Annotated in this window: 19 protein-coding genes and 1 pseudogene; 10 read left to right on the top strand and 10 right to left on the bottom strand. The window is 43.5% G+C overall.

The window, feature by feature from the left end:
• Window positions 1-15 precede the first annotated feature (15 nt).
• The 7 genes and pseudogenes from MiAbW_RS13965 to MiAbW_RS13995 form a co-directional block, all read left to right on the top strand.
• Window positions 16-336, top strand: a pseudogene (locus MiAbW_RS13965) (DNA cytosine methyltransferase); the annotation flags it as partial.
• 497 nt (window positions 337-833) lie between these two features.
• On the top strand, window positions 834-1,010 hold the full coding sequence (locus tag MiAbW_RS19620; protein WP_170915562.1) for a hypothetical protein: 177 nt from the start codon (window positions 834-836) through the stop codon (window positions 1,008-1,010).
• Between the two features lie 55 nt (window positions 1,011-1,065).
• Window positions 1,066-3,276 (top strand): hypothetical protein, encoded by a 2,211-nt coding sequence (locus MiAbW_RS13975; protein WP_151696605.1) that lies wholly within the window; start codon window positions 1,066-1,068, stop codon window positions 3,274-3,276.
• Window positions 3,277-3,551: 275 nt separating this feature from the next.
• Window positions 3,552-3,776, top strand: coding sequence for a DUF433 domain-containing protein (locus MiAbW_RS13980; protein WP_151696606.1), 225 nt, complete (start codon window positions 3,552-3,554; stop codon window positions 3,774-3,776).
• Window positions 3,777-3,967: 191 nt separating this feature from the next.
• Complete coding sequence (locus tag MiAbW_RS20165; protein ID WP_002753442.1) at window positions 3,968-4,186, top strand: hypothetical protein; 219 nt, start codon at window positions 3,968-3,970, stop codon at window positions 4,184-4,186.
• Window positions 4,179-4,571: a hypothetical protein gene (locus MiAbW_RS13990; protein WP_002753443.1), complete on the top strand. Its 393-nt coding sequence runs from the start codon at window positions 4,179-4,181 to the stop codon at window positions 4,569-4,571. The genes MiAbW_RS20165 and MiAbW_RS13990 overlap by 8 nt, the downstream gene beginning before the upstream one ends.
• A gap of 181 nt (window positions 4,572-4,752) precedes the next feature.
• On the top strand, window positions 4,753-5,055 hold the full coding sequence (locus MiAbW_RS13995; RefSeq protein ID WP_151696607.1) for a DUF5615 family PIN-like protein: 303 nt from the start codon (window positions 4,753-4,755) through the stop codon (window positions 5,053-5,055).
• Window positions 5,056-5,377: 322 nt separating this feature from the next.
• Here the strand turns inward: MiAbW_RS13995 and MiAbW_RS14000 are convergent, their stop codons facing one another.
• The 10 genes from MiAbW_RS14000 to MiAbW_RS14045 all read right to left on the bottom strand — a co-directional run bounded on the left by MiAbW_RS14000 (window position 5,378) and on the right by MiAbW_RS14045 (window position 11,594).
• Window positions 5,378-5,605 carry a hypothetical protein gene (locus tag MiAbW_RS14000; protein ID WP_016516182.1) on the bottom strand — a complete coding sequence of 76 codons (228 nt, stop codon included), beginning with the start codon at window positions 5,603-5,605 and terminating at the stop codon, window positions 5,378-5,380.
• Window positions 5,606-5,607: 2 nt separating this feature from the next.
• Window positions 5,608-6,081 carry a type II toxin-antitoxin system VapC family toxin gene (locus tag MiAbW_RS14005; RefSeq protein WP_151696608.1) on the bottom strand — a complete coding sequence of 158 codons (474 nt, stop codon included), beginning with the start codon at window positions 6,079-6,081 and terminating at the stop codon, window positions 5,608-5,610.
• 532 nt (window positions 6,082-6,613) lie between these two features.
• Window positions 6,614-6,982, bottom strand: a complete 369-nt coding sequence (locus MiAbW_RS14010; RefSeq protein ID WP_151696609.1) for a clan AA aspartic protease — start codon at window positions 6,980-6,982, stop codon at window positions 6,614-6,616.
• Window positions 6,979-7,254 carry a hypothetical protein gene (locus MiAbW_RS14015; RefSeq protein ID WP_151696610.1) on the bottom strand — a complete coding sequence of 92 codons (276 nt, stop codon included), beginning with the start codon at window positions 7,252-7,254 and terminating at the stop codon, window positions 6,979-6,981. The genes MiAbW_RS14010 and MiAbW_RS14015 overlap by 4 nt, the downstream gene beginning before the upstream one ends.
• A gap of 119 nt (window positions 7,255-7,373) precedes the next feature.
• The gene (locus tag MiAbW_RS14020; RefSeq protein WP_151696611.1) at window positions 7,374-8,426 is read right to left on the bottom strand and encodes a DUF4189 domain-containing protein; all 1,053 of its coding nucleotides are present in this window, start codon (window positions 8,424-8,426) and stop codon (window positions 7,374-7,376) included.
• Between the two features lie 50 nt (window positions 8,427-8,476).
• Window positions 8,477-9,169: an SDR family NAD(P)-dependent oxidoreductase gene (locus MiAbW_RS14025; protein WP_151696612.1), complete on the bottom strand. Its 693-nt coding sequence runs from the start codon at window positions 9,167-9,169 to the stop codon at window positions 8,477-8,479.
• A gap of 142 nt (window positions 9,170-9,311) precedes the next feature.
• Complete coding sequence (locus MiAbW_RS14030; RefSeq protein ID WP_151696613.1) at window positions 9,312-9,749, bottom strand: type II toxin-antitoxin system VapC family toxin; 438 nt, start codon at window positions 9,747-9,749, stop codon at window positions 9,312-9,314.
• A complete protein-coding gene (locus MiAbW_RS14035; RefSeq protein ID WP_151696614.1) occupies window positions 9,737-9,952 on the bottom strand; it encodes a hypothetical protein in 216 nt (71 codons plus the stop codon). Before MiAbW_RS14035 ends, MiAbW_RS14030 begins: the two co-directional genes overlap by 13 nt.
• Window positions 9,953-10,119: 167 nt before the next feature.
• Window positions 10,120-10,788 carry a YopT-type cysteine protease domain-containing protein gene (locus MiAbW_RS14040; RefSeq protein WP_151696615.1) on the bottom strand — a complete coding sequence of 223 codons (669 nt, stop codon included), beginning with the start codon at window positions 10,786-10,788 and terminating at the stop codon, window positions 10,120-10,122.
• Window positions 10,785-11,594, bottom strand: a complete 810-nt coding sequence (locus MiAbW_RS14045; protein ID WP_151696616.1) for a hypothetical protein — start codon at window positions 11,592-11,594, stop codon at window positions 10,785-10,787. The genes MiAbW_RS14040 and MiAbW_RS14045 overlap by 4 nt, the downstream gene beginning before the upstream one ends.
• Window positions 11,595-11,941: 347 nt before the next feature.
• On the opposite strand from MiAbW_RS14045, the gene MiAbW_RS14050 reads away from it, so the two are divergent.
• The 3 genes from MiAbW_RS14050 (at window position 11,942) to MiAbW_RS14060 (ending at window position 15,773) form a co-directional block, all read left to right on the top strand.
• Window positions 11,942-12,820: an integron integrase gene (locus tag MiAbW_RS14050; RefSeq protein ID WP_172967380.1), complete on the top strand. Its 879-nt coding sequence runs from the start codon at window positions 11,942-11,944 to the stop codon at window positions 12,818-12,820.
• Between the two features lie 481 nt (window positions 12,821-13,301).
• The gene (locus MiAbW_RS19625) at window positions 13,302-13,475 is read left to right on the top strand and encodes a hypothetical protein (RefSeq protein WP_167341548.1); all 174 of its coding nucleotides are present in this window, start codon (window positions 13,302-13,304) and stop codon (window positions 13,473-13,475) included.
• 765 nt (window positions 13,476-14,240) lie between these two features.
• Window positions 14,241-15,773, top strand: a complete 1,533-nt coding sequence (locus MiAbW_RS14060; protein ID WP_151696617.1) for an NHLP bacteriocin system secretion protein — start codon at window positions 14,241-14,243, stop codon at window positions 15,771-15,773.
• Window positions 15,774-15,777 lie beyond the last annotated feature (4 nt).

A 15,777-nucleotide genomic window follows, 5' to 3' on the forward strand; every position in this document is an offset into this window, starting at 1 on the left:
TGTCATAATTTTGCAATGACAAACGAAAAACTCAGATTTATCGATCTTTTTGCTGGTATTGGAGGATTTAGATTAGCTTTCGAGAGCGTTGGTTATGACTGTGTATATTCTTGTGAAATAGACGAAAACTGTCGAAAAGTATATTTCAATAATTTTCAAGAAATTCCCGATCAAGATATTAGAAAAATTGCTATCCATGACCTGCCTGATTTTGAAGTGTTGACAGCAGGATTTCCCTGTCAACCCTTTAGCATTTCTGGAAAACGAGCCGGATTTAGAGATACAAGGGGAACTCTATTTTTTCACATCTGCGAAATAGTCGAATTAAAAAAGCCGAAAATAATTCTTCTGGAAAATGTTAAACACCTAATACACCTCGACAAAGGCAAAAACTGGCTCTTCGTTACTTGTTATGGTTCGATAGGGGGGCATAAATTGACTAAATCCTTCTCTGGCAAGAGACTTAATTGATGAGTTCGCTCTAGATCAAAAACAATTGACAAAAATCGCCAAATGCCATTCTATATAAGGGTTACATCCCTGATAACCCCAGTTCATTGCATAACACAAACCGAAGAACCGAAAACACTTGACAGAAGCGGTAAAGAAGTGGGTTAATTGGTGTAACAGTTAAATACCTCATCAAGCTATAGAATATAAAACTCCCGATCAAGTTTATCGGAAGAGCTTGAAATAGGCTGACGATGAGGCGGCTACAGGGAGTCAATCAGGTTAGAGCTTGACTCCCCGCTAAAATTGTCCAACCGATGGGGACCACCTCAATCGCAAGTAGCTTGAAGAAACAACGACTAGAATAAGCGGTTAAACCTAATATGGAAAATCCGAAAAGACGTTCTCAATGGTGGACTTGGTGGTTTAAGTGGTGGATTATTGCCGCAGCCTTTGTTTTAGTAATCTTGATCCATAGTGAGCCTCCTCAGCTTTGGTTTTGGTTGGTGACGTTTTTGGCACTGATTTTATATGGGATTGAGCGGGCGATTAATGAGTAACAATGAGTAAGCCGAAAAAGGATATAGAGATACCTTGGACAGTAAAAACGGGCTAATGCTCAGACAGGGATTGAAGTTTTCGTTAGGTGCTGCTCTCTTAACGAGTTTCTTTTGGCACCGAGGAAATGTATTAGACAACTTTGTCTATCCCGTCTTTGGGTATGTATCTGTACTGATTGAGCCATCGATGGGAGGTGCGATCGCTGCCGGTTTGGGGCGTTTGGGGGGAAGTGCTTTGGGGGGAATCATTGCGGCTATCCTGGTGAACGCCTACGGAATCCAAGGCTCAAGTTTTTTTGTAATTCCCTCTCTCACCTACATTTTAGCCGCCCTGATCTGTGAAACTTACCGATGGCAAGCCGCTTATTCCCAAGCCACACTACTGGGCGCTTTAATTGCCATGAGAGTGGTAGGAACATCAGCACAACAAAATATCTGGCTCTACTTGCGATCGCGCCTGATCGATAACTGGATCGGAATCGCTGTCGGAATTGCTGTGGCCTTACTATTTTGGCCCCAGAATACTCGAGCCGATCTCAACCGGAACTTGATGGGAATCCTTCAAGATATACCGCACTTGTTCAAAAAAATCCTCGATCGCTACCTAAAAACTGAGGTCGACGAGCGGGATTATTCTCTTTCTATTGAGCAGAACGAGCTTAACTTGCTCAATCAGATTAAAAAATCAACACAAACTAGCCTTTCAACACTCACAAAAGCAACCCATGAATTCGGTAGTGAGATATTGGTGGCAGAAAATTGGAGTGAAATCTTGGCAATTCAGAACCAATTGACTCGACAATTAGCTGATCTGATGGCTTTTAAAGGCGAAAAGCATGAACAAAATTTAGTGCATCAGTTCAGGGCGGAATTTCACCAATTGGCGACTCATCTTACCGACAGCTTTGATAGCTTGAGGGAGCTGAGTAACGGCAAAAAAATCTTAGCTACCCCTTACCTCACAGAATTAGAAGAAGATTTAGCGAATATTGGGGGTAAACTTGATCATCTCCGAACCAGTGGAGAGATTGATCGGTATGATGTTCAAGAATCACTACAGTTTTATCAATTTATTCAACTTGTATCTCGATTTATCCAACAATGCGAGGGATTAGGAGGTAGGATAATCGATAAAACCAAAGTAACTGCAACTTTCAGGCGAAGACACCTGATTACCTTTCCCAAATGGGCCCCTATACCCCTAAAACGCCTGAGAGAAATTGTCAGTCTTGGCGTGGTTATTGGTTTGTTACTGGCTATTATTCGTCACATCGAGTTTCCCTATCCTTCTGCTTACGAAAAAGTGGCAGATATTGTGATAGTAGGTGCAGTGGTCACTGTCATTCAACCGACACGGGGTCGAGCGATCGCAATCGGTTGGGCGGCCACTGTTTCCTTGAGTTTGACAATTCTCTGTATTTACTTGTTGGTCAAGTCCTTTGGTTATAATCCTTTTAGTAGCAGTCTGGCTTATTTTTTCGCCTACTTCAGTTGTGCTTGGCTGGGGTTTACGCCCATCGCTCGCATCGGTGCGATTGTAGCAGCCGATGCCATCGGGAAGGATATTTTTCCTTTTTTCGAGCAAGGAATTTGGGCTGCACTGATTTCAGTTCCCGTAGGCGCGTTTCTGGGGGTGTTGCTGACCACTGTATTTATGACAAAATCGGCTACAAACCAACTGGAAACAGATTTTTCTGTGACTTTTAAGAAAATGGGACAGCTATATCAAAAACTGCTGACGGGCTATTTTCAGGATACGATACCACCGTCAGATATCGCCCAACTGAAGCAGGCAATCACAGTGGCGATCGCCCAACATCCAGCCTCGGTTAAGATTGCCAGTCTCGAACAAATTTCCACAGTTTTAGCAACCAAACACCAAAATTTTTGGAATTTCTCCATTGGCTACGAACAAAAACTCTGGGCTCAATTGGATGCTTTACAAGATGGGCTACAGCAACCGCTTCCTGAACCGATACGACAAAAGTTTTTACCTGAATTACAAGCGATCGCACAACAGACCGCGATCGCTTTTGATGAAATTGCTGAGGCGATCGCTGCCCAGGTAATTCTCAACCCACCAAAGTTAGGATTGCTCATCGAAGAAATTGAATCTCTTGAGAAGCAATTACTGAGCTTGCGGGTTGAGAGTCGAAGTTACCCCTTAAATGAGCTAATCGCCTTTAGCTCGGCTTTTATGACGATGAAAGCCATTGCCAGCAACTTAAATCAAATGAGTCAAGACTTACCTGCCTACACCCAATAGGTAATAGGCAAATATTATCAGCCTGAAGGATCTCTGCTCTCAGGGCTGTATATTCAGTAGAGTGTAGGGTGCGTTAGGCGGCTATCAATTTAGTCAAAAAACTAAAATTAATAATTCGCCGTAACGCACCCTACAAGATCGGCGTGCTGCTACGCAGTGCCTTCGGCATCGCACTCAACCAACCAAATGACGGCGTTCCGGTGCAGCGACTTGTTATACGGCTTTTTTGTGCAATGTGATCTAAAATAAGGGCATCTTACGACTAGGTGACAACAATGTATAAAATTTCTGTTAACCCTCAAATTAATTTTGGGAAGCCCTGCATAGAAGGGACGCGCATCACTGTGCAGAGTGTTCTTGAGTTGCTAAATGAGGGACTCTCTTTCAGTATAATTATTCAGGATTATTACCCTGATTTACAAATTGAAGACATTCGTGCTTGTCTGCAATATGCTATCGCTTTAGTAGCGGCTGAAGACATTAAACTCGTGTCGGCTTAATAATGAAATTTCTTCTCGATCAAGACGTTTACGCAATCACTGCGAGATTTCTAATTGATGCTGGACATGATGTGGTTCTTGTTACTCAGCACCGACCAACCTGATACGGTCGGTGTGCAACGGGATTGTTAGACCGTACCTCACAGATCGCGTATGATCAATTTATTCTCGCATATCTAGAAGTTTAAGCCATGTCACTCACTGAGTTAATTCTTCTGGTCAACAATCTGAGCCAGACAGACAAATTATCACTCTTCAAACTCCTAGCTGCACAAATCCCGGATGCTGAACTACAGGTTATCTTTTCCGCATCAGAGTATCCGATTTGGTCGCCCTACGATGCCACGGAAGCCGCCAATATTCTGATGCATATGATTCAGGATGACCGAGAGGCATCTACCCATGCCTAGTACAGTCGAATTTCCCCTTTCCGACGATGAAGCATTACCCACGATTCCCATCACTCTGAGTCATGCAGGCCTTTCTGTTTCTGCGAATGCCCTGCTGGATACCGGATCTACGGTCAATCTATTACCTTACGACATCGGGCCGCAATTGGGTGCAATTTGGGAGGAACAAACTGTCCGCTTGCCATTGGCTGGAAATCTTGCAAGGGTTGAAGCACGAGGGTTATTTGTGTATGTTCAAATTGGGAATTTGGAACCTGTTCGTCTAGCCTTTGCTTGGGCAAAAACCTCTCAGATACCCTTAATTCTTGGGCAAACGAACTTTTTTCGAGAATTTGATGTCTGTTTTCAACGATCGCGATGCACGATCGAAATTATCCGCTTCTAATAAGGGTCGATGTGTTTTGGGTGGGATCGTGCTTTTGGTTAGTGTTGATAGAGAAAAGCAATGCTGGGTTTCCTGCCGTCAACCCAGCCTACGGAGATAAACGATCGCACTAAAACTAATTGTCAAATCGTGATGAGTTTGTTGGGTTGACGCAAGGAAGCCCAACCTACGAGGCTTAATAATGAAATTTCTTCTCGATCAAGACGTTTACGCAATCACTGCGAGATTTCTAATTGATGCTGGACATGATGTGGTTCTTGTTGCTCAGCTTGGTCTATCACAAGCTAGTGATGAAGAAATACTGAGGACATCTCAGCAGGAAAATCGTATCCTCGTCACACGAGATAGGGATTACGGGAATCTTGTTTTCGTCAGAGCATTAGGAACTGGAGTTATTTACCTTCGGGTATTACCCACGACAGTTAATGCAGTTCATGGGGAATTAGCGCGAATCATCAAAAATTACTCCGAAGTGGAACTATAGCAAAGATCGGGGTGGTTAGGACAATCAATCGCTGAAACCCTTGACCGATAAGAGTTTGAAAATTGAAAGCGTCCTAAATAACCCATTTTTTGCTATAGCAGGAACATTTATAGTCGTAGAACCGGATGGTCATAGGTTTAGAAAGCCGTTGCTTTATTAAGTCAGGTCCAACGGTGTGTTATGCTCCGATCGCTTATCAATTATTTATCTTTGCGATCGCCGACAATCTCTCGGAACTCATCAACGAAGCTGACAATTTTTGCTTGCTTAAACTTGGCTGATAATAGACAACTTTAATGAGCGTATCGGTTAGGCATAACGGCTAAGTTGAGCGGCGGCTAATATCCTTTGCACCACTATCAATATCTCTCGCTCGTCCGCTCCAACGTGTTGTTAGACCGTGTTTTCGAGATAAGGTTACAACTTCTCTGCCACTTTCAGCTTGTTGCTTTTGCAAATCAGCAAAGATGGCTTTCAAGTCATGATTGAATGACCGAGAGTACTCTTCACGAATTTTGTGGATCTCTTCCACAATCTCATCCTGAAACATAATCAACCTCCGAGAAGTTCATAGGGTGTACAAAGAATTGGCAACTCGTATCCAAAATCAAGGCTGATCTCTGCCAACTTTCCCTGAATTTGAGCATTGGCGATGTGCTTGCAATTCCAGGTGAGCAGGTAATCCATGCCGTGAACGGTTGCGGCGGCGATATGAACAGCATCAATATCAGCTTTTGCGGGAAGGTTGCTGCGTTCCAAAAATTGCTCTGCTAAATCTAGCACAGCTTGGTTCAAGTCGAGTAAAGATAGATTAGCAAGGATTTCTAGTCGTTGAGATGCGATCACAACATCACCTTGTGAGGTTTCTTTCACGACCGCTTGGGATGAGTAAAGTTGAAAATCACCGCGACGTGTATTCCACCACTCCTTCGTCACCTCAATATTTGCGGCCACAACAATATCTCTGGTGTGTCGAGCAGTAAGATAGCCTAAGATACTGGTTTCAATATAAACGGTTTCGCTCACGGCAATCTAGAAAATCTATCCAATGCCTATCCTACCGCATTTAATCTTGGTTTCGAGGGCGTTGGGTAACAGCCGTCAACCCAACCTACAAGATCTAACACTTTATCAACGAGGTATTTTGTAATATGCAACACCAGCACGATATGGTTTCTACTCACATTTCACCGAGTAATCACCTCTTTCTTGCAAATTTATAAATACGAATTGTGCTGATGCCGATCCATTATCCCAATAATCTGACCGCACCCCTTGACAGAAATTTACAATTATTCGACCTTTAGCGATCGCTATCGGGAGATATAGCAAAGTTCGGGGTGGTTAGGACAATCAATCGCTGAAAACCTTGACCGATAAGAGTTTGAAAATTGAAAGCGTCCTAACTAACTCGTTCTATGCCATAGTTGTTTTTTGTTACAGCAGTGGGGAGAAGGGAGCGGGTTTTTCAAGTTGGATTGGGGGTTAATCATGCTATTAAAAACCGATTCAGTATAACGGTAAAGTTAGACCGTCTTCACCGATAACTTTGGCCGAGTCATAGCGCTTCAATCGTAACGCGCCCACCTTCCACTGCCTCAATCTCAAGTTTAAAGCCATACAAAAGACCCATCCCCACTAACGGCTCTGCATCAGAAGCTGCCACATCAATAATCTGATCTTGACCATCCCAGATCACAGAAGCTTTGTATATTTCAAAAACGACTTCGCTCCCATCGCCTAATGTGCCAATATCTCGATAGTACCAAGGCAATCCCATATCTGTGATGATAGAAAGCGGTAGAGACAAAAAGCTAGTGAATCCAGTGTCAATGATAGCATCGAGTGCTATTTTCGGTGAGCCAATGCGACCAACTGCCACCTTGATGATTGCTTCACAATTATTATTGACCACACCGAACATCATACTGGCTTTCTCTGGCTGCGACTGCCAAAACGGAAGACGGCTCTATGTCCAATACGAATCACCCAAGGTTGAGCATCAGGGACACGCTCATAGAGATGATCGGTAGCAGTAATCGTATCGTCGGCAAGCTCAAACGCTCCAGTTTCGATGTCGATCGCCACAATTCTCCCCTGATTTCCCTCCTCCACTTGAGAACGTATCTGAGCTTCATAGAGCGCATTACCTCTTTGGGCAAACTCCTCTTTGCTATAGCGGGGCTGTCGAATTGCCATCGGCTTGACCTCGTTTTAACGATTACCCTTTCATTCTAACTTGCATGGTCATATTGTTTCAGCATAGGTTAAGGACTTCCCCTCGCTAACTTCAGGTAGGACGCTAGGAAATCGCCCCACTAACGTAAATCCTTAAAGACAACACCGTCTTTATGATCGATCACGAGGACTACTTGACAAGTATCTGGCACACGGGAACTTTGTCTGCAAAATTTAATGGCATTATCACGAGATCCATTAGCTGAATTGCTTGTTCCAATACCCCAATAAAAGTCGTTTGAAACTGCAATGGATGTAAATCCATTACTGCCTCCATAGGCTTCGCAATTAGTTTGACCACATGAGCGTAAAGCGAGGCTTGTAGCATTCCCTAAGGAACTTGAATTCCAAGACCAACCATAGTAGCGTTTATTACCTACATTCCCAATCGCGATCGCACCAAACGAAGTAGTAGCGGGTCGACCTCCACTCGGTATAGCAGATTTCGCTTGGTTTATGGCGGGAACAATCAGAGCATTATATTCAGCAATTGGGTCTCCTAAATATCTTCTTACTTCATAAACTCTAAAATTGATCCAAGAACCACAGGTGTCGAGATTAAACGTTCCACATTTCCTAGAACTTGCACTCCACGTGTATTGTGTCTTGGGTGCATCTCTGCCAGCAGACACGGCTGTTTGATAATATGTGGCATATTCTGCTCTTCTCTCTTTCAGGTAAGTCAGCTTGTTTCTTGCTTCACAGAGAGCTTGGCCACAGGCTCCAACTACTATACCTTCAAGCTCATTAATAACTCTATCTACTTCTTCAAGTTTAGACTGATAGCCATTTACAGAGCTGACAGAAGCTCCAGTCGACAGAACTCGTTTACTATGTGTGCCATTACCAGCTTGGCTAGTTACTTCAATGGCCGTGGAGTCTACAACGTAATTACCTGCCTGGGGCTGAATAATAAGATCACCTCCCTGAGGAGAACCACCAGCAGTAGCTTTTCCACCTAGATTATCGTGCAGAACATAGCACAAAGTCCCTGGTCGCGGTCTGCTGATGTCTGAGCAGTGTTGACTAGGAACTCCTGGTGGACGAGCTTCGCTGGATATAGCAGTTCCACCAATAACAATAAGTGCAATAAGTGGAGACTGTAAAACGTAACGCATAGCTTTTATTTTCATCAGAAACTTCAGGTCAGTTTGGCTTGGAGTTGCAGTCTAACGGCTTGCGTTTAGGCACCTTTGCCAAGCATTGCAGGTACATCTATTTCCTTGAGGCAGGTTGCCCTAGACAAAGACAGCACACAGTCAATAATACTTATTAAGTCATTCAGAGGAATTGCATTGCCACTTACAAGCGCTCCCTCTCCAAGATCTTCTAGCACTTCTGGCGTTCCAACGTTTCCAGGATTAATCACGGTCACTCCAATCTGTTGTGACCTTAGCTCTTCTCGAAGTGCATGAACCGCTCCACGTAAACCAAACTTGGATGCCGAGTTTGCAACTTCTCTTGATGGGAAATTATCTCGTCCAGACAGTGCGCCCATGAATATAATTTTCGGATTTTTAGAGCGACAAAGTGCGGGCAGGAGTGCCTTAACCAGACGAATTGGTGCGACTAAGTTCACAGCGATCACTCGTGCAATATCTTCATCTGAACAATCCTCAAAGCTATACTGATTGGTAAAAGCGTTTGTTTCCCATGTACCTCCCATATACAACAATGCATCAAGAATATCGCTGCCAACTGCCTCTTTTGATATCTCAACACCAGACACAGAAGATAAATCAGCACTTACCCACTCGCCAACAGAAGCTACTGTTCGAGATACAGCTACCAATCGGTGGGACTTGGGTGCAAGATGTGTGGCGACTGCAAGGCCGATTCCACGACTGGCACCAGCAACAAGGACAGTATTAAACATTTTCTTCTGGGCATCAAAATTATTTGGTATGCCTAACGTTGCCCATCACCTGCCGCAGATAACCTCAACTGCTCACAGATAACCTTTTGCCGGTCAGGTGCATGGGCGTTGTTAGCTGGCTGCTTACTATCTTCCATGTAATTTAAAGAGCATCCAAAACCAAAACTTCTAAATCTGGGACAGCAGCTAAACGGGAATCGTTGGTCAAGAAAAACATAGCACCTTCTCGTATAGCAGTTGCAATCTGGATTGCGTCTGGAGTTCGCAAGTTTTGTGTTGCTCTTAACTGGGCAGCAACTTGGGAAATCTCAACGGAAACAGGTACTGTAATTAAGTTTTCTTGATCGAGAAGAATATCACGATACTGTCCAGCAAGTTCTACATTGCCTGACCGTAATGGATGAACCAAAACTTCCGTTAGCGTCAACGTAGACGTAACAACTTGAAACTCGCCTCGACTCACCGCCCCAAAAAAGGCACGAACAAGCTCCAAGTATGCCTCATTTTGCTCAATGAAGTAAATGAGTGGCGCAGTATCCAAGCCCACAACCTGACCTTGCAGTTGAATTAGCCATTCCATGAAGCACGTTCCTGATTAACGTACTCTTGAGCATCAAGCCCATTCCAAATTTCTTTTCCTAGTCCTTCTAGTTCCATAATGCTACGCTTGGGCTTAACAAGCATACGGCGACGTAACATTACAGCTAACTCTTCTAACAAGCGAAGTTGCTCGTCTGGGGTAAGAGTCTCAACTTGGCGGCGAACTTCTTGATAGGTGGTCATGTCCTTTACTCCATGCTTCTACTGTTAATCATGCCACATTGCTTACAGCTAACAGATCTAAAAAGTATTGTGGGAGCATCTCAACCTTACAGAAGGTAAAATGCCCCCATACTTGTCTATATTCAATACAGCGTAAGTTTTACAAGATGTGTTGCTCACCTCCAATTTCAAATAGGGTTGCCATAGTAACTCCAGAGAATATAGCTTTTGTTCAAATCTATCCCAGAGTTGACATATCCAATGGCATTGAGTTCAATCAACAAGTTCCTAAGATTTTGCTCACCATTGACTTTGAATTCTCCGATGTTAGGGTCGAACAGATATGCATCGCTAGACTTGCCAACTAGGCTATATGGTCTGTGAATGCCAATTGAATGAGCACCACTATCACCTTTCGCAGATAGGATGAAGAAACGGGAGCTAGATGAAAGCACTTGTTTGGCAATCTTCGCTGGTTCGTCATTCGGAAGTTCCTGAGCAAACCCTTCTTGAGCAGAAGCAATAACATCCTCTTGTTTGTATTGAAGATGAGATTGTAGAAGTTCAGTGACTGTAGCCGAATCAGGTATGAAACGAGATTCATTTACACGCTCATATTCATCTTGTAGATCAACAGCGTCCTCAAGCTTCTTACTCGCAGCTAACAATGGCTCTTCAACTGTACCTCTACTACTCCAAAAATCTTGATTGTCCTTTTTAGCTCTGAGCCACATCACAACCAATGCTCGACAAACACCATTACCAATATTGATATGTTCTTGAACTGATTCTTCGCCCTGATCATATGCCTGAATGCCCTGTCCATCAATTCGAGACACAATTTGGTCGTAGTTCATGAATGTCCTCCATGCTTCTTGACAACTGCATCTACCTCATTTCTGTAGGCTTCGAGTTGCTTTTTCACACCGTCAATACGAGCTTGATACGTATCTATTTTTTTCTGGTCAGTATCTGGATCTAACGTCAACTCATCCATCTTCTTCTGCATATTTTCAATTTGCGTCTCTTGATCCTCAATTAGCTTGGAATGATTTTTCATGTACTCAATATCCTGTTCCATAGCAGCTTGAGCGAATGAATAGATGAGCTTGAAGTTAATGGCGTTCTCGACAATGAATTCGTTATTAAAATAATCACTTTGGTGGAAGGCATCACCAAAGTTCCAAGCATGTAACATTAGTCCTGGGGCAAGACTCTGACTCTTCACGATTGAATGGTATTCAGCTGAAATACTTGTGTCGAAAGCACCTAAAATATTCAGGACAAATGCTTCTGCCGCACATAAAGCAAGGGCTTCATAGCTCATGATCTCAGTAACAACCTTTGCCACTGCTTCAGCTTTATCTACTGTTGTCCCGTCAGGAGGTGAGCCACCTTTGAAAATGGAGTCAGCAACTGAATTGAGCGTAGTCTTGATTGAATCTAGAGCGAACTCAGCTTCCTGATGGTAGTTCATGAACGAACCACCTGCTATAGGCTGTTGATCCCATCCATTTTGTTCGTAGAATGATTTGACATATTGATCGAATGTATTTTGGTCTGATGTTGCTCGCTGTTTGAGATTGTCTGTTGCATGTGCAATGTATTTGCTGAAACTGTCGTCTTGACTTTCCAAATCCGCAATTGACTGAGATTTTCCCATTTTCTTACCATCCTTATTCTTGAGTGGTTCAGGTGTACGACACCGTATTTCCGGAGCACTGTATGACTAACAAAAGAGTGCAAAGTCTCTATGGGAAGCCAGCTAACTATATATTATGCGGAAATTTTCCGTATATCACGCTAAATACGCACTTTTTAAAGAATCTTTCCGTATATTACGCTCAAATGGAGTGATCGCAAGAAGTTTTCCGTATAATATTACGATAAGCGTGTTATGCCGATTAGCGTACTCTGTGATGAACCCTCCCCCACCCCGAAAACTCCTAGACGTAGTGCGAGAGACGATCCGCCCTACCGCATTACTCCTACCGCACCGAACAGACCTATGTGGACTGGATTAAGCGTTACCTGCTCTTCCATCAGAAAAAACATCCCCGTGAAATGGGGGGTGAAGAAATTAGAGCCTTTTTGACCCATCTTGCCGTTGATAAAAACGTTGCCGCCGCCACCCAAAACCAAGCCCTCAACGCCATCCTCTTTCTTTATCGAGAAGTTCTTAAAATTGAACTGGAAAATATCGGTTCATATTTACGGGCAAAAGGCCACAAACGCCTGCCTACCGTCCTCACCAAAGAAGAAGTGCAAAACGTCATGAAGCACCTCAGTGGCGTGGATCATCTTATCGTTCAACTCCTTTACGGTAGCGGGTTAAGATTGGCTGAAGCCCTCAATCTGCGAGTCAAGGATGTGGATTTTGCCCAAAATCAACTGATTATCCGTGATACCAAAGGCAAAGAAGACCGCGTAACACCCCTACCCCAACGCCTTCAAACCTCTCTCAAAGAACATCTCCAAACTGTACAACGCCTACATCGACAAGACTTGGAAAGAGGTTACGGTTCTGTTTATTTGCCCTCTGCCCTGGCGCAAAAATATCCAACGGCTGACCGTGAATGGATTTGGCAATATATTTTTCCGTCCTACACCCTATCCCAAGATCCCCGTTCCGGCGAAACCCGCCGCCATCATCTCCACGAAAGCACCATCCAAAAAGCTCTCAAACAAGCCGTTCAGCAATCCGGTGTGCCGAAGCGAGTGAGTTGCCATACCTTTCGCCATAGTTTTGCTACCCATCTCCTGCAAAATGGCTATGATATTCGCACCGTTCAAGAATTGTTAGGTCATAAAGATGTGAGGACGACGATGATTTATACCCACGTTTTAGCCAGAGGTGGCAGAGGTGTGAGAAGTCCCCTTGATGATTGACTGATTGGTAATGACAGATAGTCTATAATTTACATAATAAACCAGGGAATTATTAAATTATGACTGCTACCGTTATCGATATTGGAACCTTAATTATTAGTAGCTAAAAATGGCTGATGATTTTGATGTTTTACCCGATGATATTATCAACAGTTTTGAAAGAGAGTAATTTTAAAATATTTACTAGATACTCATATTTTGCTTTGGTGGTTAGATAATAATAAAACTCTGAGTAAGTCAGCAAGACAAATAATTTCTAATTCAGAAAATGCTATTTTTGTTAGATAGTAGGTGCAGTGGTCACTGTCATTCAACCGACACGGGGTCGAGCGAGCCTCGGTTAAGATTGCCAGTCTCGAACAAATTTCCACAGTTTTAGCAACCAAATGAATTACCAGCGGTCGCAACGCGCTCGCTACGCGAGACCGCACAACAAACTGCGATCGCTGCCCAGGTAATTCTCAACCCACCAAAGTTAGGATTGCTCATCCAAGAAATTGAATCTCTTGAGAAGCAGTTACTGAGCTTGCGGGTTGAGAGTCGAAGTTATCCCTTAAATGAGCTAATCGCCTTTAGCTCGGCTTTTATGACGATGAAAGCCATTGCCAGCAACTTAAATCAAATGAGTCAAGACTTACCTGCCTACACCCAATAGGTAAGCTCCTACGTTTTGCTATTGAGTTTGATGGGCGGTTTCCTTGATAGCTTTTTCTCTCTCAACACAAACTTCTTGACAAACCCTAATGGGGAGCATCTCACCTTTGTAACCCCTAAATCAGGTTTTTATGTCAAGCTATTTTGAAAGCCTTGCTAGAAACCAGTTTTAGGAATAAATATATAGCGGTTCTCGTATCTGTGCGGCACACTTAAACCTTTGCTGATTAAGTTGTTCAGGATCGGGAATGTACCTCTTGTGAATCAGAAACGCTATAATTACTTACTTGCATAAATGAGATGCCCCCCCCCTAATGTCTTGGAATTCATGACCGAGGCGATTCGCACCTCTCGTCAAGGGAGTTCTCCTCCCTCTCTCCTGCACCAGGAGAGTTCTTCCACTGAGTCAATGATACTGGCGGCTTGACATCCCCCCCCTGAACGGTTACAATGAGACTATACGCCTTATGTAAGTTAGAAACTGGAATGGTGTAAACTCGTTCGATTGATTATCTCTCTAGTCGGAGTGTTAGACTCAAACACTTGCTGCCTATTAGTTTGTTTTAGGTCACATCAAGTGTACTACTTTATTAGGTTTCTTACAGGAAATTTTAAAGGTTTGAGCCTTCGGTAAATCTTTCGAGGTAGCCTAGTTATCTTACGTCAAAAATAGCTTGAGCGATTTTTTAAGAGGATTTTCCTAATCTAAAGTAATATCCTCTGAATGTTTATCATGTTACAAATTAAGTGATTTTTACTCATTACAATGGCAAAAAATCAAGCCGAATCTATGTCTGATCAGAATCATCAGCAACCAGATATGGGTGCGAAGAAAACAACGCAGGCTAGGATAGAAGATCAGGATAATAAGCAAATAAAAACGGGAGTTGATCCTAAAATTGATTCGGAAAAAACGTTTAAATATTCGGAGCCAACAGGAAGATTAGGGGAGATAATCCTGCGCTTAATGCCGGTGGGTCTTTTGCTCGGAGGACTGAGTTATTGGGCGATAGTTGGCAAGATTCCGACTCCTATTCAAGGACGAGCGGTCATTTTGATTCCTCGTTCTATTGTTAATATCGAACCCCGTCAAGGTGGGCGGGTGTTAACCCTCCTGATTCAACCGGGAGATTCTGTCAAAAAAGGGCAATTACTGGCAACTTTAGAGTTTCCTGAATTAGAAACAGAATTAAAGGATAAAAAGGATAGACTAGCAGATCTCAAGCAGCAGGATAAAAGAGTTGACTCTATTGAAGTGAGTCGTCGCCAATTGAATGCAGCCTCAATAGATCGCCAGCAAAAGGCGAATCAGCTTCAGATTAAAGCACTTCAAGTTCAATTATCCAGTAATCAAAAACAGCGAGAAGCCTATCTCTCCCATGCTCGATACCTTAAAAATTTCCAGAACTCAACGGATCAAAGACTGGCCGCCTACGATAAACTTATCGAAGAGGGAGCTGTCGCCAAGCTAGATTTTCCCTCCTATTTATTTCAGTTCAATAATCTAGAGGCTTCTAATAGTATCAATCGCGTCCAAATAGAACTCGATCGCCTGAAGGGGGTTGATGAAAGCCTGCGAGCGCAGATGAACGCCTTGACGGCACAGAATAATATACTAAACACAGAAAAACGGCAAATAGACCTCCAAGATACAGCCAGTGATATTCTTCGTTACAATGCGATCGCTGATCAGCAACGAGAGATTAATACGTTAAAAACCACTATTCAAGCCAACAAAAATGTAGTGAGTCTGTACAACGGCAAGATTTTAGACTTATCTGTTAATCCGGGGGAAGTTCTGGCTCCGGGGGGGCGCATAGGTACGTTAGAAGTCTCCAATCTAAAGGCCAAGACCAACGTGGTAGCCTTGTTTAAGAGTGGTGATGCCAAACGATTAGAACCGGGCAAGGAAGTAGAAGTCGTTCCAGATCTCTATGATCGCGAACGCTATGGGGGTATCGTCGCTAAGGTCGTTTCCGTCGATCAGCAGCCGGTAACTGTCGCAGAACTGGCAAATATAGTCGGAAGTAATGAACTCGCCAGCAAGCTGTTTCTGGGTAGAGATGAAGACGATCGCGATAAGCCTATACCCGTCAATGCAAGTGTTATCAAAGCCACTTTAGCGCTGAAGGTTGATCGCAATACACCGAGTGGTTTTTACTGGACTCAAGCTAAGGGAGCGCCCCAAAGAATTACCAACGGGACTACCGCAGATGTCCATGCCGTGGTAGAAGAGCGTTCTTTAGTGAGTTATATAACCCCTGCTTTTCGCTGGATTACAGGGGTGTACGACCGTTAACCAC

The organism is Microcystis aeruginosa NIES-4325 (assembly GCF_008974145.1).
In the GTDB taxonomy this organism is placed as follows: Bacteria; Cyanobacteriota; Cyanobacteriia; order Cyanobacteriales; family Microcystaceae; genus Microcystis; species Microcystis aeruginosa_G.

Coding starts and splice junctions, on each gene's coding strand:
- MiAbW_RS19620 (WP_170915562.1), top strand. CDS start 834: ATGGAAAATCCGAAAAGACGTTCTCAATGGTGGACTTGGTGGTTTAAG.
- MiAbW_RS13975 (WP_151696605.1), top strand. CDS start 1,066: ATGCTCAGACAGGGATTGAAGTTTTCGTTAGGTGCTGCTCTCTTAACG.
- MiAbW_RS13980 (WP_151696606.1), top strand. CDS start 3,552: ATGTATAAAATTTCTGTTAACCCTCAAATTAATTTTGGGAAGCCCTGC.
- MiAbW_RS20165 (WP_002753442.1), top strand. CDS start 3,968: ATGTCACTCACTGAGTTAATTCTTCTGGTCAACAATCTGAGCCAGACA.
- MiAbW_RS13990 (WP_002753443.1), top strand. CDS start 4,179: ATGCCTAGTACAGTCGAATTTCCCCTTTCCGACGATGAAGCATTACCC.
- MiAbW_RS13995 (WP_151696607.1), top strand. CDS start 4,753: ATGAAATTTCTTCTCGATCAAGACGTTTACGCAATCACTGCGAGATTT.
- MiAbW_RS14000 (WP_016516182.1), bottom strand. CDS start 5,605: ATGTTTCAGGATGAGATTGTGGAAGAGATCCACAAAATTCGTGAAGAG.
- MiAbW_RS14010 (WP_151696609.1), bottom strand. CDS start 6,982: ATGATGTTCGGTGTGGTCAATAATAATTGTGAAGCAATCATCAAGGTG.
- MiAbW_RS14015 (WP_151696610.1), bottom strand. CDS start 7,254: ATGGCAATTCGACAGCCCCGCTATAGCAAAGAGGAGTTTGCCCAAAGA.
- MiAbW_RS14020 (WP_151696611.1), bottom strand. CDS start 8,426: ATGAAAATAAAAGCTATGCGTTACGTTTTACAGTCTCCACTTATTGCA.
- MiAbW_RS14025 (WP_151696612.1), bottom strand. CDS start 9,169: ATGTTTAATACTGTCCTTGTTGCTGGTGCCAGTCGTGGAATCGGCCTT.
- MiAbW_RS14030 (WP_151696613.1), bottom strand. CDS start 9,749: ATGGAATGGCTAATTCAACTGCAAGGTCAGGTTGTGGGCTTGGATACT.
- MiAbW_RS14035 (WP_151696614.1), bottom strand. CDS start 9,952: ATGACCACCTATCAAGAAGTTCGCCGCCAAGTTGAGACTCTTACCCCA.
- MiAbW_RS14040 (WP_151696615.1), bottom strand. CDS start 10,788: ATGAACTACGACCAAATTGTGTCTCGAATTGATGGACAGGGCATTCAG.
- MiAbW_RS14045 (WP_151696616.1), bottom strand. CDS start 11,594: ATGGGAAAATCTCAGTCAATTGCGGATTTGGAAAGTCAAGACGACAGT.
- MiAbW_RS14060 (WP_151696617.1), top strand. CDS start 14,241: ATGGCAAAAAATCAAGCCGAATCTATGTCTGATCAGAATCATCAGCAA.